This is a genomic window from Bacillus sp. UNC438CL73TsuS30, from assembly GCF_000482325.1.
Lineage (GTDB): Bacteria > Bacillota > Bacilli > Bacillales > Cytobacillaceae > Neobacillus.
Genome location: NZ_KI535297.1, coordinates 95,705 through 118,869 on the forward strand (window position 1 = coordinate 95,705; position 23,165 = coordinate 118,869).

At 40.5% G+C, this 23,165-nt stretch carries 16 protein-coding genes and 4 pseudogenes; 17 read left to right on the forward strand and 3 right to left on the reverse strand.

Annotation, left to right across the window (positions count from 1 at the left end; translation table 11 throughout):
- Positions 1-8: 8 nt before the first annotated feature.
- The 9 genes and pseudogenes from M028_RS0124325 to M028_RS32365 all read left to right on the forward strand — a co-directional run.
- On the forward strand, positions 9-1,106 hold the full coding sequence (locus tag M028_RS0124325) for a M24 family metallopeptidase (protein WP_197031472.1): 1,098 nt from the start codon (positions 9-11) through the stop codon (positions 1,104-1,106).
- Positions 1,107-1,137: 31 nt separating this feature from the next.
- Positions 1,138-2,271: a DUF917 domain-containing protein gene (locus tag M028_RS0124330; protein WP_026576168.1), complete on the forward strand. Its 1,134-nt coding sequence runs from the start codon at positions 1,138-1,140 to the stop codon at positions 2,269-2,271.
- A 327-nt stretch (positions 2,272-2,598) separates the two neighbouring features.
- Positions 2,599-4,650 (forward strand): hydantoinase/oxoprolinase family protein, encoded by a 2,052-nt coding sequence (locus M028_RS0124335; RefSeq protein WP_026576169.1) that lies wholly within the window; start codon positions 2,599-2,601, stop codon positions 4,648-4,650.
- Positions 4,647-6,419, forward strand: coding sequence for a hydantoinase B/oxoprolinase family protein (locus M028_RS0124340; RefSeq protein ID WP_026576170.1), 1,773 nt, complete (start codon positions 4,647-4,649; stop codon positions 6,417-6,419). Before M028_RS0124335 ends, M028_RS0124340 begins: the two co-directional genes overlap by 4 nt.
- A gap of 5 nt (positions 6,420-6,424) precedes the next feature.
- Positions 6,425-7,504, forward strand: a complete 1,080-nt coding sequence (locus tag M028_RS0124345) for a dipeptidase (RefSeq protein ID WP_026576171.1) — start codon at positions 6,425-6,427, stop codon at positions 7,502-7,504.
- A gap of 171 nt (positions 7,505-7,675) precedes the next feature.
- Positions 7,676-8,692 (forward strand): dipeptidase, encoded by a 1,017-nt coding sequence (locus M028_RS0124350; RefSeq protein WP_026576172.1) that lies wholly within the window; start codon positions 7,676-7,678, stop codon positions 8,690-8,692.
- Positions 8,693-8,747: 55 nt separating this feature from the next.
- Positions 8,748-9,749 (forward strand): proline racemase family protein, encoded by a 1,002-nt coding sequence (locus M028_RS0124355; RefSeq protein WP_035424636.1) that lies wholly within the window; start codon positions 8,748-8,750, stop codon positions 9,747-9,749.
- 543 nt (positions 9,750-10,292) lie between these two features.
- A pseudogene (locus M028_RS30985) lies at positions 10,293-11,315 on the forward strand (acetate kinase); the annotation flags it as partial.
- A 144-nt stretch (positions 11,316-11,459) separates the two neighbouring features.
- Positions 11,460-11,552: pseudogene (locus tag M028_RS32365) on the forward strand (IS3 family transposase); the annotation flags it as partial.
- Positions 11,553-11,625: 73 nt separating this feature from the next.
- On the opposite strand, the gene M028_RS0124365 reads toward M028_RS32365, so the two are convergent.
- Complete coding sequence (locus M028_RS0124365) at positions 11,626-12,855, reverse strand: benzoate/H(+) symporter BenE family transporter (protein WP_051591232.1); 1,230 nt, start codon at positions 12,853-12,855, stop codon at positions 11,626-11,628.
- A 92-nt stretch (positions 12,856-12,947) separates the two neighbouring features.
- Here M028_RS0124365 and M028_RS0124370 point away from each other — a divergent pair, with 92 nt between their 5' ends.
- A complete protein-coding gene (locus M028_RS0124370; protein ID WP_026576175.1) occupies positions 12,948-13,523 on the forward strand; it encodes a helix-turn-helix domain-containing protein in 576 nt (191 codons plus the stop codon).
- A gap of 142 nt (positions 13,524-13,665) precedes the next feature.
- Here M028_RS0124370 and M028_RS33710 read toward each other — a convergent pair whose 3' ends face one another.
- A complete protein-coding gene (locus M028_RS33710) occupies positions 13,666-13,812 on the reverse strand; it encodes a VanW family protein (protein WP_269320960.1) in 147 nt (48 codons plus the stop codon).
- Positions 13,813-14,385: 573 nt separating this feature from the next.
- Between M028_RS33710 and M028_RS0124380 the strand changes: the two genes are divergently transcribed.
- The 4 genes from M028_RS0124380 to M028_RS0124400 all read left to right on the forward strand — a co-directional run bounded on the left by M028_RS0124380 (position 14,386) and on the right by M028_RS0124400 (position 20,132).
- On the forward strand, positions 14,386-15,504 hold the full coding sequence (locus tag M028_RS0124380; protein ID WP_026576177.1) for a GerAB/ArcD/ProY family transporter: 1,119 nt from the start codon (positions 14,386-14,388) through the stop codon (positions 15,502-15,504).
- A gap of 188 nt (positions 15,505-15,692) precedes the next feature.
- On the forward strand, positions 15,693-17,180 hold the full coding sequence (locus M028_RS0124385) for a spore germination protein (RefSeq protein ID WP_051591251.1): 1,488 nt from the start codon (positions 15,693-15,695) through the stop codon (positions 17,178-17,180).
- Positions 17,181-17,219: 39 nt separating this feature from the next.
- Positions 17,220-18,392 carry a Ger(x)C family spore germination protein gene (locus tag M028_RS0124390; protein ID WP_026576179.1) on the forward strand — a complete coding sequence of 391 codons (1,173 nt, stop codon included), beginning with the start codon at positions 17,220-17,222 and terminating at the stop codon, positions 18,390-18,392.
- A 642-nt stretch (positions 18,393-19,034) separates the two neighbouring features.
- The gene (locus M028_RS0124400) at positions 19,035-20,132 is read left to right on the forward strand and encodes an L-dopachrome tautomerase-related protein (RefSeq protein ID WP_035424642.1); all 1,098 of its coding nucleotides are present in this window, start codon (positions 19,035-19,037) and stop codon (positions 20,130-20,132) included.
- A 310-nt stretch (positions 20,133-20,442) separates the two neighbouring features.
- On the opposite strand, the gene M028_RS0124405 is transcribed toward M028_RS0124400, so the two are convergent.
- The gene (locus tag M028_RS0124405) at positions 20,443-21,222 is read right to left on the reverse strand and encodes an SDR family NAD(P)-dependent oxidoreductase (protein WP_231510887.1); all 780 of its coding nucleotides are present in this window, start codon (positions 21,220-21,222) and stop codon (positions 20,443-20,445) included.
- 181 nt (positions 21,223-21,403) lie between these two features.
- On the opposite strand from M028_RS0124405, the pseudogene M028_RS32380 reads away from it, so the two are divergent.
- The 3 genes and pseudogenes from M028_RS32380 to M028_RS30990 all read left to right on the forward strand — a co-directional run.
- Positions 21,404-21,598 (forward strand): annotated as a pseudogene (locus M028_RS32380) (putative quinol monooxygenase); the annotation flags it as partial.
- A 233-nt stretch (positions 21,599-21,831) separates the two neighbouring features.
- The gene (locus tag M028_RS0124415) at positions 21,832-22,179 is read left to right on the forward strand and encodes an ArsR/SmtB family transcription factor (RefSeq protein ID WP_051591233.1); all 348 of its coding nucleotides are present in this window, start codon (positions 21,832-21,834) and stop codon (positions 22,177-22,179) included.
- Positions 22,180-22,190: 11 nt separating this feature from the next.
- Positions 22,191-23,155, forward strand: a pseudogene (locus tag M028_RS30990) (TIGR03571 family LLM class oxidoreductase).
- Positions 23,156-23,165: the final 10 nt, after the last annotated feature.

Genomic DNA, 23,165 nt, shown 5'->3' on the forward strand with positions numbered 1-23,165 from the left:
TGAGAGAAGTGAAAATAAAAGATTTTACAGAGAGAATTGAAAGCTTGAGAAAGATCATGGAGGAAAAGCATCTTGACCTATGTCTTCTGTTTAACAGGGCTAATACCAGATATTTTACCGGATTACGAATGAACACGGCAGCATCTAGTATTTTAGCAGTTTCACAGAAAGATATAAAATACATTGTTGCAAGGCTGGATTTAATTCGTGCCGAGAGGGATTGCTGGATAAACAACATCAGTTCTTTCCCAGAGGATACTCCAGATTATTTAACGGTATTAAATGATTATTTTAACCAATTTAATCATGTGAAAATAGGGATTGAGCTTGAGGAACTTAACTATAAAACGTACCAATACTTACAGAATAAGTTACCTAATGCCCAGTTCACCAACATTGCACCTGACCTTGAACACTTGCGTATGATTAAAACGGACGAAGAAATTAAAATAATTCGCAAGTCCGCGAAAATTGCTGATAAAGCGATGCAAGAAGCCCTTAAAGCAGCAAAGCCAGGGATGAAGGAACATGAAATAACAGCTATTGCGCTATATGCGATGTTAAGGGAAGGTGCGGAAAACCCTTCATTTGAACCCTTTTTAGCCTCAGGAGAAAACAGCTGGCTTCCGCAACGATTTGCATCAGATAAATTATTAAAGCCTAAAGAATTAATGTTGCTGGATATGGGCGGGATCTATCAAGGCTATTGTTCGGATATTACGCGAACGTTTTCAGTAGGGGATCCCACACTGGAACAAGAACGCTTATTTCATGAAGTATTAAAAATTCAGCAGGACACGATCCGTTCTCTTCGCCCTGGCATCCGTGCCGGAGAGGTAGATTACATAGCAAGAAATAAGTTACAAGATTTGGGGTATGGGGAATACTTCCCGCATTTAACAGGACATGGTTTAGGACTGGATATTCATGAAGGGCCCATTATTGATAAGGGAAGAAACGACCTTCTGGAAAAAAATATGGTACTTACGATTGAACCAGGGGTTTATCTTCCGGGAGTCGGGGCAGTCAGGATTGAGGATATGGTCCTTATTACTGAAAATGGTTGTGAGGTATTAACCAAAACGGAGCGGAGTCTTTTCTATTAAAATTTTTTCAGTAGTGTTAGGAGGAACAAGGGTGAGCGTATACGATCTTTTAGAAAAATGGGGAGTCAGTGAATACACGACGTTAACAAGGCAGGATATCGACGATATTACTTTAGGAGCTTCCATTCTCGCAACCGGAGGGGGCGGCGATCCGGAAATTGGTCTGTTATGGGCCTATAACGTCCTAAACAAAGGGAAAGAGATTGTGTTAATAAACCCGGATGATCTTCCTGATGATGCCATGATTGCGATGTGCGGGTGCTTAGGAGCACCAGTGGTTTTAACTGAAAAGACTCCAAATGGAAACGAATTGGATATTGCGTTTCAAAAGCTAAGTGAATATTTGCAACGTGATTTTGTTGGAGTCATCCCGCCAGAAGCTGGAGGAGTGAATACGACTGTGCCGATGGCGGTTGCAGGAGAGATGGGTCTGCCTGTTATTGACGGAGACGGAATGGGGAGAGCTTTTCCGGAACTGCAAATGACTTCCTTTCATATTGGTGGAGTTTCGGCCAGTCCCGTAGCCTCTATTAATGAAAAAGGATATGCAACTATCATTGATTCTGAAGACGCTTACATGGCGGAGAACATCGTTCGGCAAACAGCTATGTCCTATGGTGGCATCAGCTGGATTGCAGGATATCCGATGACGGGAGAACAGATGAGGCAAACATGTATTCCGAATACAGTCAGCTTGACACTGGAATTGGGAAGAAAAGTAAGGGAAGCAAGAAATCTGCATCATGATTCGATTGAAGTAGTAGAGAAGGTAACTGGCGGCTGGAGTGCTTTTAAAGGGAAAATTGTCGATATTAATAGAGACTTTGGCGCGGAAAGTACGAAAGGTTTTTCCATGGGGCAAATTGTGATGGAAGGCATTGGAAGCTATAAAGGGTGTACTGCTGTTATTGACTTTCAAAATGAATGGCTGAAGCTGACGATTGATGATGAATTGGTGTGCTTACCACCAGATCTTATTACTATACTAGACTCTGAAACTGCAGAACCAATCCGAACCGATATTGTGAAGTATGGATATCGGGGATCGATTGTTGTTATTCCTGCACATGAGAGAATGAAGACGGAAAAAGCGATCGAAGTTTGCGGCCCGCGTGCCTTTGGTTATGATTTGGATTTTGTCCCTTTGGAAAAAAATCGAGTTTAAAAGTTTAGCTATTAAAATGTGTGAGCTACTAAAGTATTCCATTAGGGAGGTGAGGAAGAAAAAAATTGTTATTAGGTAGAAAGCGTTATGGTTACAAGTTTTTTAGATTGTTCTTACAAATCCAGCCTAGATGAACTTCTATGTAAAGAATCTGTACTTTGAATTCAATGAAAACGAAACAGATTTTTATCGAAAACAATGGAAGGGAAGAGGGTTAATGGATTTAAACATAATAGCATATACAAAATCTATTCATTCCCTCAAGTTTCATTGCTATTAACAATGTTTAAACATGATTTTAGTAGAAGAAACAGGAGGGATTAGAATATGCGAATTTCAGTTGATGTTGGCGGAACGTTTACCGATGTTGTAACCCTTGATCCAGCTTCAGGCGACTTACGCCTTGAAAAAGTAGAAACAGTACCGCGTAACCCGGCAAGTGGTGTGCTTGAAGGATTTCGTAAGGCAGATGTAAGTTTTGGAGAAATTGATTACTTTGTCCACGGAACGACTCTTGGTTTGAATGCTCTTTTAACCCGTACGGGTGCGAATGTGGCAATCATTACGTCAAAAGGATTCAGGGACGTTTATGAACTGGGACGTACTGACCGGGACGTGATGTACAATTTCAAATATCGAAAACCTGAGTCATTAGTGCCGCGTCACAGGAGGTTTGAGGTGGGTGAGCGCCTGGACTATCAGGGGAATGTCCTAACTCCATTTGACCGAGAAGGCGCAATTCAATTAGCTAAAGAACTTCGTGAAGAGGGAATTCCTTCAGTAGTAGTCTGCTTCCTGCATAGCTACATTAATCCGCAGCATGAACTTGAAATGGAGGAAGTACTGCGTCAGGAGTACCCGGAGGTTTCCGTTACATTATCACATAGGTTGACTCGTGAGTATCGTGAGTATGAACGTACTAGTACTGCCGTGATTGATGCTTATATCAAGCCGATTATGCGCACCTATTTAGACCGTCTTGGAAACGAATTGCAAGGAGAGGGCTATAAAGGACAGTTCTTGCTTACCCGTTCAGGAGGCGGAGCGATGACAGCAAAAGCGGCCAAGGAAGAACCAGTCCATTCAGTCATGTCCGGTCCTGCAGGCGGAGCCATTGGGGCTGCTTATCTTGCGGAATTAACAGGATATCCTAATTTGATTACCCTTGACATGGGGGGAACGAGTCTTGACACGACCATGGTGGTAGATGGACAAATTTCCATTGAGAATGAGGCAACGGTAGAAAACCTGCCAATTTCGACTCCTATGATTGATATTAGGACGATTGGTTCAGGTGGTGGCAGTATCGCATGGATTGATGACGGAGGAGCGTTACAAGTTGGTCCAAAAAGTGCAGGAGCGGATCCGGGGCCGGCATGTTACGGTAAAGGCGGACAAAACGCGACTTTTACGGATGCCGCACTCATTCTCGGTTACTTGGATGAAGAGAATTTTCTTGGCGGAGCCATGACCATTGATCCAAGGTTATCCCGCAATGCGATCAAGCAGCTGTCTGAAAAGCTTAACCTTTCAGTCGAACAAACCGCAGCAGGAATTGTACGAATCAGTGAAGCAAAGATTACCGGTGCGATCCGGGAAATTTCTGTCGAAAGAGGATATCATCCTAAAGATTTTGCACTCCTTGGTTTCGGAGGAGGGGGTGGCCTGGTTTCTTGCAACGTTGCACGGGAAATCGGGATTCCAACCGTCATCATTCCACCTGGCGCAGGTAACTTCTCTGCATGGGGGATGATGATGGTAGATGTCGTTTACGATTTTGCCCAAACCTTTGTAACCGGTCTTGCTAACGCCGATATCAGTGAAATCACCAAATTATATGGAAATCTGGAGGATGAAGGCCGTAAGTCCCTTCGTCAAGACGGCTTTACTCCGAAAGACTGCAAGTTTGTCCGCTGGGCCGAACTTCGCTATGAAGGTCAGGAACACACCGTTAAGATTGAAATTCCTGGGGGAAATCTGACCCAGTCTGATATCGCAAAGATCGCTGAAGATTTTGGGAACGCTCATGAGGTGCAATATGGGCACAAAACAACGGACTCTGTAGAGATTGTCACACTTCGAGTACGTGCTGTCGGCATTCTGGCAAAACCTAGGATTGCGAAGCTTGAAGCGGGTAACGGTGATGTGTTTGCTGCCCGTAAAGGAAGTCGTTCCGTATTCCAATCAAAAGAGAGTAATCAGGTGGAGTATGTTGTGTATGACAGATTCAAGCTGCTTGCCGGTGATGAGGTGGTTGGTCCAGCCATCATTGAAGAGCCTAGCCACACTACTGTCCTACATCAAGGTGATATTTTAACTGTTGGGGAGTATGGGGAACTGACCATCGCTATTCATAATGATAGAGGAGGTATAGCATGACGAGAAATTTGCGAGTCAAAACCGAGGAGAAGAAGCAATTAAATCGACACGAGGAACAAATACAAGTTCAAGTTATTCATAACTATCTGCTGTCAGCAGCGAGAGAAATGATGCGGAATTTAAAGCGGACGGCCTATGACACGATCATTTATGAGATTCAGGACTTCGGTCTTGGCATTTATGACCGTAAATGCCGACTCCTTGCAGAATCTCCGGGGCTCGCTATCTTTACCCGCGGGAATGATTTCGCCCTTCAAAAAATGGTGGAGTTTTTAGGAGAGGAAAACATTCATCCTGGAGACGTGATTCTCTTTAACTGGCCATATTGGAGTTCAAACCACACGCTTGATGTGCTGGTAAGTTCACCAATATTCTTTGGTGATGAGCTGGTGGGATATGCAGCATGTAAAGCGCACTGGCTTGACTTAAACCAGCAGGATCCAGGTTATTGCTTGGACACTACCAGCATTCATAACGAAGGGCTGGTTCTGCCGGCACTGAAGATTTACAAACGTGGTGTCCGTGACATGGAAGTGGAAAATTTAATTCGGTTCAATACACGGATTCCTGATCGTGTTGTGGGCAACATGAATGCTCAAATTTCCTGCTGCCGTACAGGAGAGAGGCGGATTCAGGAGTTGGTGGAAAAGTTTGGTCTGGAATCGTATAAGGCAGCCATCTCGGAAATCCTGAACCATGGTGAAAGAATTGCTCGGACCCGTCTTGCTGCACTGCCAAAAGGAACTTGGACTGCCGAGGATTGGGTGGATGATGACGGAGTAGAAAAAGATAAAATGATCAAAATCAAGGTTACGGTCACCGTTACAGATGATGAATTTATTGTTGATTTCACTGGTACAGATCCTGCTGTAAAAGGTCCTGTTAATCTGCCTCTTGGAATTACAGAAGGGGTTTCAGCACTTGCATTCAAGGGTCTTACTACACCGGATGCCCCAGCAAACGATGGAAACTTCCGTCCATTGAGGGTAATTGCCCCGGAAGGTACACTCGTTAATGCGCAGTACCCGGCGGCTACCTTTACCATTTGGCCTTCCATTCATATACCGGAAATCATTATGAAGGCCTTAGCACCTGCCATGCCTGATCTTGTGCCAGCATGTTCAGGAGGAGAGGTTGTCTCTGTCATGGGAGTGGGTACACACCCTGTTACAGGAAAAGTCTGGCTGGAAGCCACGAATGAGGCAGTCGGCTTTGGCGCTCATGCTGGAGGCGACGGCGAAAATGGGATTATGCACCTTTCCGAACCGGGCTGCCGAAATAATCCGATTGAAGTATTGGAAAATAAAGCTCCACTGTTAATCGAAGGATACTATCTGCGTCAGGATTCATGTGGTGCCGGAGAACACCGTGGAGGTCTGGGAGCAACCCGTATTTACCGTTTCACTGCTCCAGGAAATGCGGTAACGATCTTAAAGAAAACGAAGACACGTCCCTGGGCGCTTAATGGAGGCCATGAAGCGGAACCTAACCATATTATTGTATGGCCTGAAACTGAAAGGGAAGAACAAACAGGGGCCATCAACCAGCCATTGGAAGCTGGCGATGTGTTGGTCAGCAGTGCCGGAGGGGGAGGAGGATGGGGCAATCCATTACACCGAAGCCCGGACAAGGTATTGGAAGATGTACGAAATGGTTATGTATCGCAAGAAAGTGCTGAACGCGATTATGGTGTCCTGATTCAAACATCCTCTTGGACGGTTGATGCTGAAGCAACAGCAAAACTTAGACATAAACGATTGGAGGCCTAAAATCCATGCCATTAATCGATCTTCACAGCGATATCCTTGTAGATGTGATCTGGCGCAGATCTCGGGGAGAGCGGCGTGTGATATCTGAGCGTCATCTGCCTGTACTAAGGGCAGCCGGAATATCTGCACTTGGACTAACCATTTGGATAGAGTTGGATCAAACTCATCGGGCATCATTACGTACACGCGAAGTAATGGCTGCGCTTGTCTCCGAATTGAAAGAATCTCCAGGCGAGATTGCCCTGGTAAAAACACCAGCAGAGGCAGAAGCGGTAATCGCCTCGGGAAAACTTGCACTTTTGTTGACTATTGAAGGTATGGCAGCCCTTGACGAGGATCCATCCTTATTTTCTGATTTGTGTGATCTGGGACTCACTTCAGGGCTTTTGACATGGAATGAGGCAAATGCTTTTGCCAGCGGTTTTCCAGGATACGACTACTCAGAGGCGCGAGCGCTTGCCAAATCAGGAAAAGGTTCATGGTTAACGGGGCTCAGCGGCCCAGGTAACGGCGAAGTTCGCGGTCTTACTGCCAAAGGGCGCAGGTTGTTAAACCAGATGGCTGCCGCTGGAGTCATGCTGGATTTATCCCATTTAAATGAAAAAACTTTCTGGGAAGCGATAGCGGCTTATCCTGGTCCAGGCGTGTTTGCATCACATTCCAATGCAAAATCAGTATGCGAGATTCCGCGAAACCTCTCGGACCAACAGATAAAGACGATCGCTGAACGCGATGGTGTTATTGGGCTAAATGCATTCTCAGCGTTTGTGGACCCTGAGCATCCGGGAATCGATCGGTTTATCGATCATGCCGTATACATCGCTGACCTCGTTGGGACACGGCACCTTGGCTTCGGGTTTGATTTTACAAACTATATGGATGAAGAAGCGCTTGAAAGCATAGGCGGCAAGCTGCCAAGTAATCCAGAGCTGGATGGAGCCGCCGATGTGCCCAACCTGATTGAACGGATGAAAAAGCGTGGATTCTCCACGTCAGACTTAGAAGGGATCACTTGGGGGAACTTTGCGCGTGTCTGGGAGACATCCCTTCAATATAAATCTATCATAAGCAGTGCTAAAAACTAGAATAATATAAACATATATTTTTATTAATTCCATTACTCCATGTCGAAGGGGAAAGGCTCAGCTTTTCCCTTTTGTTTTAGGTTTTTTTCACGTAAGGCACTTTCATCATGAATTATCTATATTAATTGAAGGCCGGGATCTATTAGTAATAATGGAGGAGGTTTAAATAAATTGGAATTGGATGATAAAAATTACCTGCTTCTTTACCAGAAAGCTTTCGTAATTGATTCAGCCTGCCCATTGGGGTCATTAGAGAATTATTTTAGATTGTGGATGGACGGAGGGGCTACTGCAATGGCACCCACAGTCGCTGTTAATAATAGCAGTCATGAAACAATCGGTCTCATCGCCAAATGGCTGAAGAAAATTGAGAAACAATCACATGATTTGCTGCTTGTGACCTTACCTGAAGATCTATATAAAGCAAAACAAGAAAAGAAATTGGGCATCATTTTTCATTTTCAGAATTCGCTTCCCATTGAATCAGATTTGAATCTTTTGTCGGTTTATCACCGTTTAGGAGTCAGAATCATCCAACTCTGTTACAACGTTAAGAACTTTATAGGGGATGGATGCGATGAACGTACTGATTGCGGGCTAAGTGAGTTTGGCATTCACGCAATTAAGGAGATGAATCGTCTCGGGATTTTGGTGGATTTAACCCATTCAGGCCATCAAACAACGATGGAGGCGATTCAAACGTCAGAAAGACCTGTTATTTTCAGTCATTCCAACGTATATGAATTATGCCCTTCCCCTCGGAATCTTAAGGACAATCAAATTAAAGCGGTGGCAGAAAAGGACGGGGTAATTGGTGTAGTTGCTTTTCCCACTTTTGTAGCCAAGAAGAAACATACTACAGTGGAAGACCTGGTTCATCATATTGACTATATCAAAGACCTCGTCGGGGTTAGGCATATTGGAATCGGTTTGGATTATTGGGAAGGTATGGATGGTATAGCCAGTAAGGAGGAAGCCAACCGATTATACACTCAGCTCATTAGTACTGGAAAATGGAAGGAACATTCATACCCTCCGCCTCCATGGAGGTACCCCGAAGGGATAGAAGAACCAACTAGGCTACCTAATTTAACGAAGGCTCTATTAAAAAGAGGTTATTCTGAAGAGGAGATTCTCCGTATATTAGGAGGCAATTTTCTTCGAGTCTACAAAGAAGTGTGGAAGTAAAAAACAAAATGTATGAAATAAAGAATTTTAATTTTCAGAGATAAGGAGAATCTGGATGATTAACTTTTCACAATATATTCAAACCATTGACTCACATACAATGGGCGAACCTACAAGAATCATTACAGGAGGCGCTCCCAGGATTTTAGGAACTACCATGATGGAAAAAAAGCAGTATTTGGAAAGTAAATTAGATTGTCTCCGAAAATTATTAATGAATGAGCCGCGTGGGCACAAAGATATGTTTGGTGCGATCATTACTGAACCATGTTCGGAAGAATGTGATATCGGGGTTATTTTTATGGATTCCAATGGATATCTAAATATGTGCGGACATGGAACTATTGGTATGATTACGACCGCTTTAAATATTGGAAGGATTGAGGCTAAAAGGAATATAAAAGTTGATACACCCGCGGGAATAGTCCGATGTGAGGTCGAGTTTAAGAACAACAAGGTAAACCAAGTGACTTTTACAAATGTGCCAGCCTTCGTCTTAGAAGAAAAAGTTAACGTCCATGTCGAAGGTATTGGGAATGTTCTGGTTGATGTTGCATTTGGAGGTAGCATATTTGGAATTGTGAATGCTGAACAATTCAGTCTAAAACTTGTAAGTGAAGAACAACAACAATTAATCGATTTAGGAAATAAAATCAAAAGTGCTGCAAATGAGCAGTTTAAATTTCAACATCCTTTTAAACCAGAGATCAATTCAATCGATTTAATCGAGTTTAGCTTGAAGTCAACAAAAAATGATGTAGATTACAGAAATGCTGTTATTTTTGGCAATGGTCAAATCGATCGCTCTCCTTGTGGTACGGGTACTTGTGCAAAAATAGCGGTGCATTACAAAAATGGAAAAATAAATATTGGTGACAAGTTTGTTCATGAGAGCATCATTGATTCTCAGTTTACTGGCAGGGTTGCAGGTGAAAGCCAAGTGGGGGATTACCCGGCCATTATTCCACAGATTACGGGCTCAGCTTGGATTACGGGTATGCATCAATTTATTATCGATAATGAAGACCCATATCATGAAGGGTTTCTATTGCTCTAAGTAAAATAAATGATTTATTCGGATTAGATTTAGATGATGAGGATATTGATATCCATTGGCGGATGGATTTTATCCTAAAAAATTGATTTGGTTGAAGGCGATACTATTTGTCATGGTCATTACGAGTTTAAAGTTCTTGAAGTGGACGGTTACCATATCAAATCATAGAAATAGCAAAGCCATTAAAACAGGTATCACTTGCTTTGGGAAGAATCCCTCTTATTCGAGAGGGATTCTTTCCTCGTTTATATGAACTTAAAAACTGCTGCTTTATCCTCCTATTATTCTCTTTCATCCATGAATAGTAAGTTATGTCCAAAAATTCTGATAAGTACAATAATCTACTATACAATAAATTTAAATAAACAGTCTGGTAAAAGACAATTGATCAGAAGGGAGGAGATAAGTGTTCGGAGAAGGTGGTTAGGTAGCTTGCTGGTGATAGATTCATTTCTTTTGAACAAACTCTCTAATTTCGAATAACAGTGAGGAAGATGATTATGAGCGTACAAGTCATTAAGAAACAGAAAGTTTCTAATGGAAGCAGTTAAACTCCTGTTGAATAAGCTGACCAGTTTAGGAATTATTTCATCACTTGAAGAAATCGATGGAATCGGTCACCGTGTTGTTCATGGGGGAGAAAAATTCAGTGAATCTGTCCTGATCCATGATGATGTATTGAGAGAAATTGAGGAAGTATCGGAGCTCGCTCCACTTCACAATCCAGCCAACCTGATCGTAATTAATGCTTTTCGTGAATTATTGCCTGAAGTCCCTTCTGTAGCAGTATTTGACACTGCTTTTCACCAAACGATGCCGGAACAATCCTTTCTTTACAGCTTGCCGTACCATTATTATCAGCGATACGGAATGCGTAAATACGGGTTCCATGGGACAAGCCATCAATATGTTTCAGGACGTTGTGCGGAATTGTTGAAACGTCCTCTTAAGGAGCTTCGTTTAGTCTCCTGCCATCTCGGAAATGGAGCAAGCATTACGGCCATTGATGGAGGTAAATCAATTGACACGTCGATGGGATTTACGCCGCTTGCAGGGGTGACGATGGGAACGCGGTCAGGAAATATTGATCCAGCGCTGATCACCTATATCATGCAGAAAACGGGTCAGAGCGCTGAGGAAGTGGTGGAGATTTTAAATAAGGAAAGTGGCCTGCTCGGGATATCTGGTTGTTCAAGTGATCTTCGGGATATTCAGGAGGCAGCGGAGAAAGGCCACAAAAGGGCAGAGCTTGCGTTACAAGTATTTGCACAAAGAATTCAGGAATATATCGGGACGTACGCGGTAAAGATGAAGGGCCTTGATGCGATTATCTTTACAGCTGGAATTGGAGAAAACAGTAACCTGATCCGTGCTCGTGTTTTGGAAGGCCTGGAATTTATGGGGGTGTATTGGGATCCTGGTCTCAATCAAGTGAGCGGAAGAGAAACGTTTGTTAGTTATCAACATTCACCGGTTAAAGTGCTGGTCATTCCGACGAATGAAGAAATCATGATTGCAAGGGATACGTCTCGCCTAGAGATTCGTGAAAGTCTACTCGTTGTATAGAAAAAATAGTACTCTGAATTTTAAGGGGATTTATCATTTAAAAATAATCATTGTTCTGTTTTCAATAAGACATGCAATCTAGCAGATGACCAGGATGCGCTGATAATGAGATTACTGTTTATTATGTAAATGGAAATAATTTTAATTGAGGAGTACATACATTTTTATAATCATGAACGATTACAAAAAAGACTAAACGGCCTTAGCCCCTTAGAATACAGGGCTAAAGCCGTCTAATATCTTTTTATTTATTTCCACTGTCTACTTGACAGGGGGCAGTTCAGAAACTCCAAGCCATTTTTTGTGACTATTAAACCGATTGAGTTGTTTGATTCTGTGAAGCAGAAGGTTTTAAATCTGTTCGATCTAAGAAGAAGGAAGATAAGGTTCCTCCAACCAATCCCCAAAAAGGTGCCCCGATATGGAAGAGAGAAATTCCAGAAATCGTAATCAAAAATGAAAATAAAGCACCTGTTTTAAAACGCCCTGAAAAGCTCGTCTTCAAAGAGTCAATCAGGACATTAATCATGGCCAGCCCGCCCAGCATTTTAATTAATGAGGAGGGAATCAAATGGGGAACGGCTGCCGCCATTGGTGCAAAAACAGCTAATAAACAAGACAAAATTCCTAATACGATTGCAGCGGCATAACGATTATCTTTCAATCCAGATTCTTTACTTGCTAATAAGGCAGTCATTGGACCGGCAATACAAGCAGAATGGCCGCCCATAAATCCATTGAGAATCGATCCAATCCCGCTCCAACTCGTCATAGAATTAATGGGCGGGAGATAATTCGCACTCTCCAGAACAGCAATTCCTTGAGCATTTTGTATTGCGATGACCGTAAGCACTAACGGAATAACCAGTTCTCCCATCACAGATAGATTAAAGGAAGGAAAGACCACGTGCGGTACCGCCAAAGAAAATGATACACCATGAACTTGAATTCCTGGTAATATTTTTAATAAAACAATAGATGTGAGAATAGCCCCAACAATGGGAGGGAATTTTTTTGACAGCTTTCCGAAAAAAGAAAGAACAAGAAATACTAGAAAAGGAATTCCATTTAACAAGGGATTTTCGAGAACAGAACGAAACATATCTGTACCAAAAGGAAGAAGGACGCCGGAAACCATTCCCATCATGACTGGCATAGGAAGGACCTTCATTAATTTATCAATCATTCCAGATATTCCTAAAAGAAAAATGACGATGCCTGTCACGAGATAGGCACCAATTACCTGGCTAAATGTGTAATGAGATAAGGATGCTCCGACAAGAATTGCACCAGGAATCGAAAAAGCATATCCAATCGGCTGGCGGTAATACATAGAGAGACCAATCGATAGCAATCCCCCAATTCCATAAATAGCAAAAATCCAGGATGTAATCGCTGAATCAGATAGGTGGCCTTTCGAAGCTGCTTGTAAAACAATCAGTAATGGTCCAGTTGCGCCGAATAGCCAGGCAACAAAACCATTTGAAATATTTCCAATCGATAAAAATCGGGGAAATTCAACAATATTCTTCTTCCACAAAGTACTCACTCCTAAAATAAGTTACAGTATAGTATAATATATTAAAACTGATAAAATGTATATTAAAATATATAAAAAATATGGAGGACCGAATGAAGGGATTAGAAGATGAACAAACAAGAAAATTAATTCAACAAATGGGCGGGCTGCTTCGGAAAATTAGAAGCGAACAAAAATTGAGCCTCGAGGAGCTTGCCGAAAAAACAGGTGTTAGCAAGCTCACGTTAGGAAAGATTGAAAGGGGAGAAACGAATCCCACATTAGGAGTTGTATGGAAAATTACAGAAGGGTTATCGATCCCTTTAACAAGAATTTTAGTAATGGACGATCATGTCGATCTTTCGAGATGTGGAGAGGGCTTTATGATTTATGGGCCAGACCAAACATGGAGAGTAGAGACAGTTTTTCGGAATACAGATGGACCAACAATGGAAATATATCGAGCATTTCTTGAACCGCAAGCCATGTACTCTCCGGAGCCGCATCATAAAGGAGCAATGGAATTTGTGACGGTAATGAGGGGAAATATCAGCTTTAAAGTAGAGGAGAGGGTATACCAACTCAAACAGTTTGATTCCATTAAGTTTGAAGCTGCGAGCAAACATCTTTATAAGAATATCGGTGACGAAGAGGCCGTGTTACATGTAGTGGTGAGATATCCTTCTTAACCTTCAAATATTAAATTTTCTATAAAAACCCAAGTGAGTAACCTCACTTGGGCATGTAATTTCGATCCTTTGGAAGAGATGGAACATTTTTAGGTCTATAAGTAATGACATCAGAAGAATAAACATTAACAATCAATTTGTCCTAGAGTGTTTTCGCCTGAATGAGGATAGGCTGGTTGTAATTATTTTTAAAAATTAAATCAGGCCCATTCCAGCTCACTGTTGCATCTCGACCAGGAGGAACGTATGAAACTTGCCTGCTGCGTGAGAAGCGTTGAATCACATTTATTCCCGCATTATCGACAGACTATGGGTTATTAAATCCTCAGGAAAGCCATCTGGACCTCACTTCTTAGCTCATACAAGAGCAAAAACAACTGAATACAAAATGGTTCTGGTGTGAGGTCCTTCGGAACCATGAAGACGAAACACAACCTATTTAAAAATTATAAGAGGGGCATTCAAAAAATTCTTGAAGAATGCCTCTTTTCGGCGTTGGCTTTAAACTTAAAAAGAATGATAAAGGTGGTGAATTGGTATCAAAAAGATGGAGAAAAAGAATATTAAAATCATTAAAAAATGAGAAAAAAACAAAAAGGGAAAGGAGGCACGACTCCTTTCCCTTTTTCTACCATATATGCGGATATTTGTTCCTAAAAATGGTTCAGTTGTTACCTCCGCGTGCCTCCTGTCAAATTGTTTAATGGTACACTGCGTGAGATCTTGATTTTTGCCATTGTCAGGTCATTTTTTTACAGCAATTGCTACGCCTTGTTATTTTCATCTAATTAGTTTTTTACAGCCTGCATTTATTATTTTTTTAAAGAGATACTATATAAAAATAAATAAAGAGGTAAGAATTATGCACGATAAAGGGAAGATTACAGCCTATCAAATGGCACTGATGATATATCCAACGATTTACGCCACAGCTGTTCTAATGGTTCCAGAAATTACAGGTCAATATGTGGGACGCGATAGTTGGGCAGCACCCATTTTAGGTTCCTTAAATGGATTTTTTACTGCTTCTGTCCTTTTTAAATTACATAAGATGTATCCAAATGAATCACTTATTCAATATAGTAAACATATTATTGGGCCCTTTCTAAGTAAAATACTTGGATTATTCTACGTGTTCTTTTTCTTGTATATGTGTGGGTTCATTCTAAAGGAGTATTATTTTTTCATTGGAATTTCCCTTTTACCAAAAACTCCAATGATTGTAATTATAGGAAGCACTGTTATTATGGCGTCTCTCGCTATAACTGGAGGAGTAGAGGTGCTTGGGAGAGCTTCCCAACTATTCATTCCTATTTTCATTCTCCCTATACCGATATTTACAATCATGCTTCTTAAAGACATGGATCCAAAGAATGTTCTACCGATCTTGGAACATGGTTTGTTGCCTTTGCTTCAAGGTTCCGCTGCCCCGCAGGCTTGGTTTAGTGAGGTATTCCTTATATCTATGTTTCTCCCATTTTTAAAAGATCCTGAAAAAGGATTGAAATGGAGTTTTATCTCAGTATTTGCAGTTATGCTTAGTCTTGTTAGTTTAAATTTACTGACTACTTTCCTATTTGGAGAGATGACTGCTAGTTACACTTTTCCTGTTTTCAAGGCGGTACGGATTATCAGTCTTTCTGATTTTTTTGAACATTTAGAAGCGGGAATTATCACTATTTGGATTTTAGGTGCGTATATCAAAATTACAGTCTTCTTTTATGCATTAGTTTTGGGTACCGCGCAATGGTTGAACCTTTCAGACTTCAAGCCAATCGTTTTACCATTCGGCTTATTAATATCTCTATTTGCTCTTTGGGAATTTGCTAATTTACAGGAACAGTTTGAATTTTCAAAGTTCATCTTCCCGTTTTATGTTCCATTTATGTTAACTGTTCTACCAACAATATTATTGATTATTGCTAAGATACGGACAAGAAATACTATGAAGAAAGAGCATCCACGTATATCAAATTATTAGAAAAGGTTGTTTTTCAAACATTTTATCTCAGACCCTTCCTTTTTCGTTTTGATCTTTTTGATCGAAAATCAATTAGTCTAATAAAAAATGATGTTTTAGTAAATGGGAAATTCGCTAACAGAAAGGACTTGTTCAACTTGTTTCGGATTTTAAAAAAACGTCCTCAAAAACAACATCCTATTGAAGGAATGAGTAACCGAAATCTTCCCCTGTCATCAGAGTTGGATAAAAATCTTCAAATTCTAAAATCCATTTATAAGGGTTGCATCGATGTAATCTATCATCCTTTTTTAATTGCCGGAAAAACAAAAGCCCTCCTTGTATATATTGATGGCTTATCTGATACAGAACAAATAGATTCTAGCGTCCTTGCTCCTTTAATGTCTAAAACAATTGATAAATCGATTAACCTTCAAGAGACATGTGAAAAGATACAATTATCAAATATACGAGTTGTTAAGACATATGATGATTGTATAAAGAACATTTCTAATGGAAACCCTATCCTTTTAATGGAACATGAGGAACAAGGAGCGGCTTTAGGGCTAGCCAAATGGGATAAGAGGTCCATTAAAGAACCTGATTCCGAAAGTGTAATCCGGGGACCAAGAGAAGGATTTGTGGAAACTTTGGGAGTCAATATTTCCATGCTTCGGCGAAAAATCAGAAGTCCTAACCTTAAAATGAATAAAATGAATATCGGGAGTTATTCTGATACAAGTATAATCATTGCTTATATAGAGGGAATTGCTAATCAGTCATTAATAGATGAAGTTCAAAACAGACTACAGAAAGTCGAAATCGACAGTGTTTTGGAAAGCGGATATATTGAGGAATTGATAGAGGATAATGTTTTTTCACCGTTTCCGCAGTTACTTGATACGGAACGACCAGATGTCGCCTCAGCTAACCTACTGGAAGGACGTGTCGTCATTTTAGTAGATGGTACTCCTTTCGTTCTAATTGCTCCTGTAAGCTTTTTTTCTTTTTTTCAAGCACCTGATGACTATTACCAGCGTTATTTGATTAGTTCTGTTATAAGAATAATGCGTCTTTTCTTTATGTTAATTTCTGTATTCTTACCTTCGCTCTATATCGCAGTTTCCAGCTTCCATCAGGAGATGGTACCTACAACCTTGATATTAAGTATGGCATCGTTACGGGAAAGTGTCCCATTTTCTGCCTTGATAGAGGCAATAATAATGGAGATTGTTTTCGAAGCGCTCCGTGAAGCAGGGCTCCGTCTGCCTAAACAAGTCGGAGCTGCAGTAAGTATTGTAGGGGCATTAGTTATCGGGCAAGCTGCTGTTCAAGCAGGACTTGTTTCTCCTCTCATGGTAATTGTTGTGGCGGTTACAGGGATTGCTTCTTTTATGGTTCCTCGCTATTCAGAAGGAATTGCTTTAAGATTGATTCGCTTTCCCATCATGATGCTTGCTGGAACGATGGGGTTATATGGATTAGTGCTTGGTTTTATTGCTATAGTCATCCATTTATGTAAATTACGCTCCTTCGGTGTTCCATACCTTTCACCAATAGCCCCAACAATAGGACGAGAAATGAAGGATGCTTTTATACGTGCTCCTTGGTGGATGTTAAATACACGACCACATTTAACTGGAAGAATTAATAAGTACAGACAGGCCGCCAATCAGCAACCAAAACCAAAAAAATAGATGAAACTTACTGAAATTTAAAGGAATGGAATTGAAAGAATGAATGATACTTTGTTTCGAATAATGAAAGCTATTCTTGCCTTCTTTCTTGTTCTTTCACAGTGTGTTTTGCTAACTGGTTGCTGGGATAATAAGGAACTAAATCAATTAGCCATCATAGTAGGTGCAGCCATCGATAAAGAAAAAAATAATAAAATTAAATTAACTGTTCAAGTCTTCCTTCCTCAATCACAAAGTGGCGGGCAACAAAGTAGTTCTGGTAAGGCCCAGGTAGAGATCAAATCAGCTGTTGGAACAAACATGGCTGATGCTGCATCCAATCTTCAACGGGAATATTCACGCAGACTTTTTTGGGGACATTGCAAAACATATATCTTTGGCCGATCCCTCTCTGAAAGAGGGAACCTCGGAAGACAAATTGACTTCATAGACCGTCACCCAGAGCCTCGCGAGGATTCTCGTTTATATGTCAGTGATGGAAAGGCATCTGACATTTTACAGCTATCACCTTCATTAGAAAATTATGTAGGAGATGTGCTTCGAAAGATGTCGGAAATGTATGTTGGTGCAAATATTACATTGAAAGATTTTGAACTCATGGTTACAAGTGAAGGAGGAGGTGCACTATTACCGCTTATTAAAATCAAGCATCAAAATAATGATGATAGGAAAATGAATGTCTCTCCCATCATTGGTGGCACAGCTATTTTTATGAGAGATAAAATGATTGGGAGAATTAATGAAGTTGAATCAAAAGGATTATTATGGGTAAGAAATCAAAATGAATTACCTATAATAACAGGGTATCCCAAAAAAGGGCAAACCATTTCACTATATCTGAAAAGTACAAAGACAAATCTGATTCCAAAAATTGAAAAAGGAAAATGGAGTGTCACTATATATATATTAAAGGAAGGGATGATTGTTCAAAATGGAAGCAAAATAAATATTATGAGTAAGAAAAATACAAAAAGAGTAGAAAATTATATAGAAAAAGACGTTTCTAATTCCATAGAGAAAGTCCTTAAGCAGGTAAAGGATGGAATGAAGGTGGATCCCTTTGGATTTGCTACTGCTTTTCATCGTAAATACCCAAAAGAATGGGAAAAAGTAAAAGATCACTGGGAAGTTGCTCTTCCAGATACTTATGTAGAAACGAAAGTTAAGGTACATGTACTCGAGCCTGGGTTGTCGACCACTACTTTGGAGTGAAATGAAAATGGAGCAAATAATAAAGATATTTGATCTTATAGGAATATCAAGATTAGTTTTTTTGATCCTCTTACTTGAATGGCGGAAGTTATATCCTAATCAAAAAAAAGAAAATAGAATACTTGTGACCTTAACAGCAATAAGCTTGCATTAAAATAAGTTTCTTCAAGAATAGAAAAGTGACAATACTTAAGATGACACTGCTCAATTGTTAAAAAAAGAGGAGAGTGTTAAACTAGCAAGCCTATAGATTGGATTGACTGGATTAAGGTCAGTATCAGTATTGACACTTCCTCTCCATTTTCATTCTTTGTGGTACAGCCCTGCTGCATGGGTGGCTATCGGGACAGTTTAGCTTAAGTACATTTCTCCACATAGTTTAAAAGGCGAATTTTCCTAATTCCTATTTATAACAGCTTAATGTTGATTTGGGAATATTGAACTTCGCCTGCTAATTAAATTTTACTTCATCTGGAGACCTTTAAATTAAAATGATTCCTTTCTTCTGACAGACTTATTAAATTTCGAAAACAATCAATTCCTTCATCTTTTCGTATAGAAAAACTTATTAAGGAACATGCACTACAAATAATATAAATCATATATAGATGATATCCCGTTTAAATGGTTGAGGAGGATATCATGAAACCTATGCTGCCTATTGAAAAATACTTCGGTAATTTAGAACTAGTTTATGCATTTTATGGGGCTATGCCTACAGGTGTTACTGTTTCAGAAACCGGTCGTATTTTCATTTGCTTTCCGAAATGGGGAGACGATGTTAAATTTACGGTGGCGGAAATTGTTGAGGATAAATTGCAGCCTTATCCTAATTTACAAACCAATTTGGTTAACCCTGAGAATATCAAAATGACTTTCCTCAGTGTCCAAAGTGTAGTTGCTGATGGAAGGGGAACGCTTTGGGTATTAGATACAGCGGCACCCAATTTTTCTGAACCTATTAAAGGTGGGGCAAAATTAGTCGCTGTTGATTTACAAACCAATACAATTAGAAGAGTATATACCTTTACAGAAGATGTTGTCCTGCCAACAACTTACCTGAATGATGTTCGATTTGATTTTCGAGTTGGAAACGCAGGATATGCCTATATAACGGATTCTTCTTCCAAAGGACCAGGAGCTATTATAGTCGTAGATTTAGAAAATGGAAACGCGTTTAGACGATTAAATGGAGCAAATTCAACTTCACCCGATCCCTATTTTTTACCGAAAGTAGAAGGTGAAATTTTAATGAATCGAAACAAAGACGGTTCAACCTCTCCATTTAGATTGGCTTCTGATAGTCTTGCGATTTCTCCCGATGGAAAGATATTATTTTTTGCTCCACTAACCAGTCGTCATTTGTTCTCGATCTCAACAGAAGCCCTGAGAGACAGAACTATACCGGACATGGATTTACCTTATCATGTGGAGTATTGGGGAGAAAAAGGTGCGTCTGATGGAATGATCACCGATGCAAAGGGAACTGTTTATGCTGGAGATTATGAAAACAACAGTATCCGTAAGATATTGCCAAATGGCATAATGGAAACCATCGCACATGATCCGAGAATTTTGTGGCCGGATACTTTTTCAATTGGTCCGGATCAATATTTGTATGTCATTGTGAACCAATTACATCGACAGCCTAGATTTCATCATGGAAAAGACTTACGACAGAAACCTTATAGTTTACTTCGTATCAAAATTAATGAATTTCCTGCTCCGACCTTTTCATAATAAAAATAGTCAATTGAATTGTATTCATTATATAGTGTAAATATTTACTTCTGCGAAAAAAACTCAAGATGGTTTACTAGGAACAGTTTATTGATGAGAGTTAAACTGTTCCTGGGAATTTTTTTATAATGTCGGTAAGTTCAAATACTGTATTGATATTTTTAAATCCAAACTGATGAGAGGCGTGAGTCTTGACAAGCTGGCGAGAAGGTTTGCTGTTTAGTCTTCTTGACGGATTGGCTTATAACCACGCCAGAGCTGGACAGCTCAATTCTTCAAAGAGGAAAGAATCTGTCCCTGTGATTAAAAACTATTTTCTTTTGAGAAGCCAGTCTTGAAAATCGGTGGCAACTATTCTTTCACCTGTTATTTCCTCTGCAGCAGCTGAGGCTAAAAAAACAATCGGCTCGGCCATAACACTTGGATCTAATAGCTGCGATTTTGATTCAATCTCTTTTCGAACTTCGTCCGGAATCATCCCGGTAGTAGTGGCACCACCCGGTAAAAGCATATTCACCTTAATGCCATATTCCTTTAAATCTTCTGCCATTATATATGAGAGTGATTCAGTGGCTGCCCTCGATGGTCCATAAGGTACAAAACCCTTTCTTTTCATAGTCTCATGATTCATAGAAATATTAATAATTCGCCCATGACCTTGTTCCATCATTAAAGGTGCAAACCCTCGAGATATTAAAAAATATCCTGTCAGATTGGTTTCAATTAAATCTCGAAACCCCTCTGGTGTTACTTTGAAAAATGGTTGAGGCTCGACTAAAAAACGCGGGTTTACTGTCCTCATCCCAATTCCCGCATTATTGACGAGAACATCCAGCTTCCCCCATTCTCTTCTCACCCATTCGACCGCCTGATTGACGGATTGTTCTGATCGAACATCCAAAGGAATTCCAACAGCAGGATAACCCTCGCGCTTTAACTTCTCTACTGCTTGATCCAATTTAGTTCCACCTCTAGAAGCTAACGCCACCGTGGCCCCAGCGTGAAGCAAAGCCTCCGCCATAGAAAATCCTAGGCCGCTTGAAGCGCCTGTTACAAGGGCATGGATATTTCTTAACTCTTTTGTATTCATTGGCATTTTTCCTCCGAAATGTTAATAGACCACTGACTAATACAGTATTCTATCTAATCATCACTTTTATACTTTGCCAAAAAAGTAAGCTAGAGGGTTTTCGGGCGCAGTAAAAACGGGGTAAATATATTTTTTTTATATTTTGGACTATTATCAGAACTAAAAAAAGGTACAAGCGGCATCAAGGGAAGAGGCGGATTGTATAAAGTATGACTTGCACCAATCTGAAGACCAAACTTTTGTTTTATATGAAGTGTGGAATGATGAGGAAGCGCTGGAACACCATATTCAGTCTGCTCATTATCAGGAATACAGGAACAATATTGCAGACCTTGTTTCAACTAGAGAAGTGTATAAGCTAAAAATAATGGAATAAGTTCAAAGATGGAGTGGCGGAACCGTCGGAAAAACCTGCTATATGCAGGTTTTTTAGTTGTCTTTTTTAAGATGGGAGCTTTTCGCCGTATCTCCTTCGAAACAAATCTTTTGATTTGGACAGACCAGATGGCTAATATATTAATATCGCGAATTACCGATTTGGCGTGATGCTTTCAGATCATCTATCCAGCCTTCCATTGGGATAGTGATAAATGATATAGAAAGAGGCAAATGACATTGAAGCAGGAATTGGAACGCTTAAATGATGAACAAGCCGTTGAAATTTTTAAGGCATTATCGAACCAGACGAGGGTGAGCATTCTTCAAATGTTAAAAGATCCCCACAGTCATTTTTCACCGCAAGCCCATATTATTGCTGATGAAGGATTTGAAGGCGGGGTTTGCGTAGGGGATATCCAAAGCAAGGCCGGGATTTCGCAATCCACTACTTCACAGTATTTATCGATTCTGCTGCAAAGCGGACTGGTTGAAATGAAGCGAATCGGACAATGGACGTATTATCGCCGTAATGAGGAGACGATTAAAAAGTTCGAAAAATACATTGGTACAAAAATTTAAGGAGAATTGAAGTGAGTTTATTACAGCATCGAGCATTTAACAGGTTGTACCAACAGGATAAAATGACGCTTGGTTTCGCGATTCCGACGGCAAGGATGTCCAAATATCCGATTTTGGAAAATCAGCTGTCGCTTGCCCGCAAAATTGAAGACCATGGTTTCGCGGCATTGTGGCTTCGGGACGTTACGATTCAGAATTTGAATATTGATGATAATGGTCAAATGTATGATGTATGGATTTATTTGATCTATCTTGCGGCCCATACCAAGGATATTGCACTTGGGACGGCGAGTGTGGTCCTCCCGCTGCGCCATCCTGTCCGAGTGGCAAAGGAAGCATCATCTATTGACCGGTTGTTTCCCGAACGCCTGATCATGGGAGTGGCTTCAGGAGACCGGGATAAAGATTTCACAGCTTTGGGAATATCCAAGCTGGAAAGTGGAGGGCTGTTTAAAAAGAATTATGCATTCCTTGAACGGCTGTTAAAGGAGGACAATCCGACAATCAACAGCGATTTAGGCATCATCGATGAAACGGATATGAGAATGATCCCCAAACCTTTTTCTTCGATTCCGACCATGGTGACAGGATTCAGCAATCAATCGATTGAATGGATCGCCCAGAATGGGGACGGCTGGATCCAGTACCCGAGGATTATCCCACAACAAACTCAATTGATTAACGAGTATCGCGAGTTGTCGGAAATTCACGCCCCAGGAGTGTTTAAACCTTTCACTCAGACTTTATTTATCGATTTATCGGAAAATCCCGATTCGTTTCCTGTTCCGATTCCGTTAGGATTTCGTGTAGGGCGCAAACAGTTATTAGAAATTCTATATCAATTTCAATCATTGGTGTCAATCACCTGGCATTTGTATTGTATTTTTCAAAGCGCCCTCCCGAGGAAGTCATCCAGGAGCTTGGAGAGTTTGTGTTGCCTTACTTTCCAACTCATGAAATTCCAGTATTAGATTAGTCTTTAAAAA

Coding starts and splice junctions, on each gene's coding strand:
- M028_RS0124335 (WP_026576169.1), top strand. CDS start 2,599: ATGCGAATTTCAGTTGATGTTGGCGGAACGTTTACCGATGTTGTAACC.
- M028_RS0124340 (WP_026576170.1), top strand. CDS start 4,647: ATGACGAGAAATTTGCGAGTCAAAACCGAGGAGAAGAAGCAATTAAAT.
- M028_RS0124345 (WP_026576171.1), top strand. CDS start 6,425: ATGCCATTAATCGATCTTCACAGCGATATCCTTGTAGATGTGATCTGG.
- M028_RS0124355 (WP_035424636.1), top strand. CDS start 8,748: ATGATTAACTTTTCACAATATATTCAAACCATTGACTCACATACAATG.
- M028_RS0124370 (WP_026576175.1), top strand. CDS start 12,948: ATGAAGGGATTAGAAGATGAACAAACAAGAAAATTAATTCAACAAATG.
- M028_RS0124380 (WP_026576177.1), top strand. CDS start 14,386: ATGCACGATAAAGGGAAGATTACAGCCTATCAAATGGCACTGATGATA.
- M028_RS0124385 (WP_051591251.1), top strand. CDS start 15,693: ATGAGTAACCGAAATCTTCCCCTGTCATCAGAGTTGGATAAAAATCTT.
- M028_RS0124390 (WP_026576179.1), top strand. CDS start 17,220: ATGAATGATACTTTGTTTCGAATAATGAAAGCTATTCTTGCCTTCTTT.
- M028_RS0124400 (WP_035424642.1), top strand. CDS start 19,035: ATGAAACCTATGCTGCCTATTGAAAAATACTTCGGTAATTTAGAACTA.
- M028_RS0124405 (WP_231510887.1), bottom strand. CDS start 21,222: ATGAATACAAAAGAGTTAAGAAATATCCATGCCCTTGTAACAGGCGCT.
- M028_RS0124415 (WP_051591233.1), top strand. CDS start 21,832: ATGACATTGAAGCAGGAATTGGAACGCTTAAATGATGAACAAGCCGTT.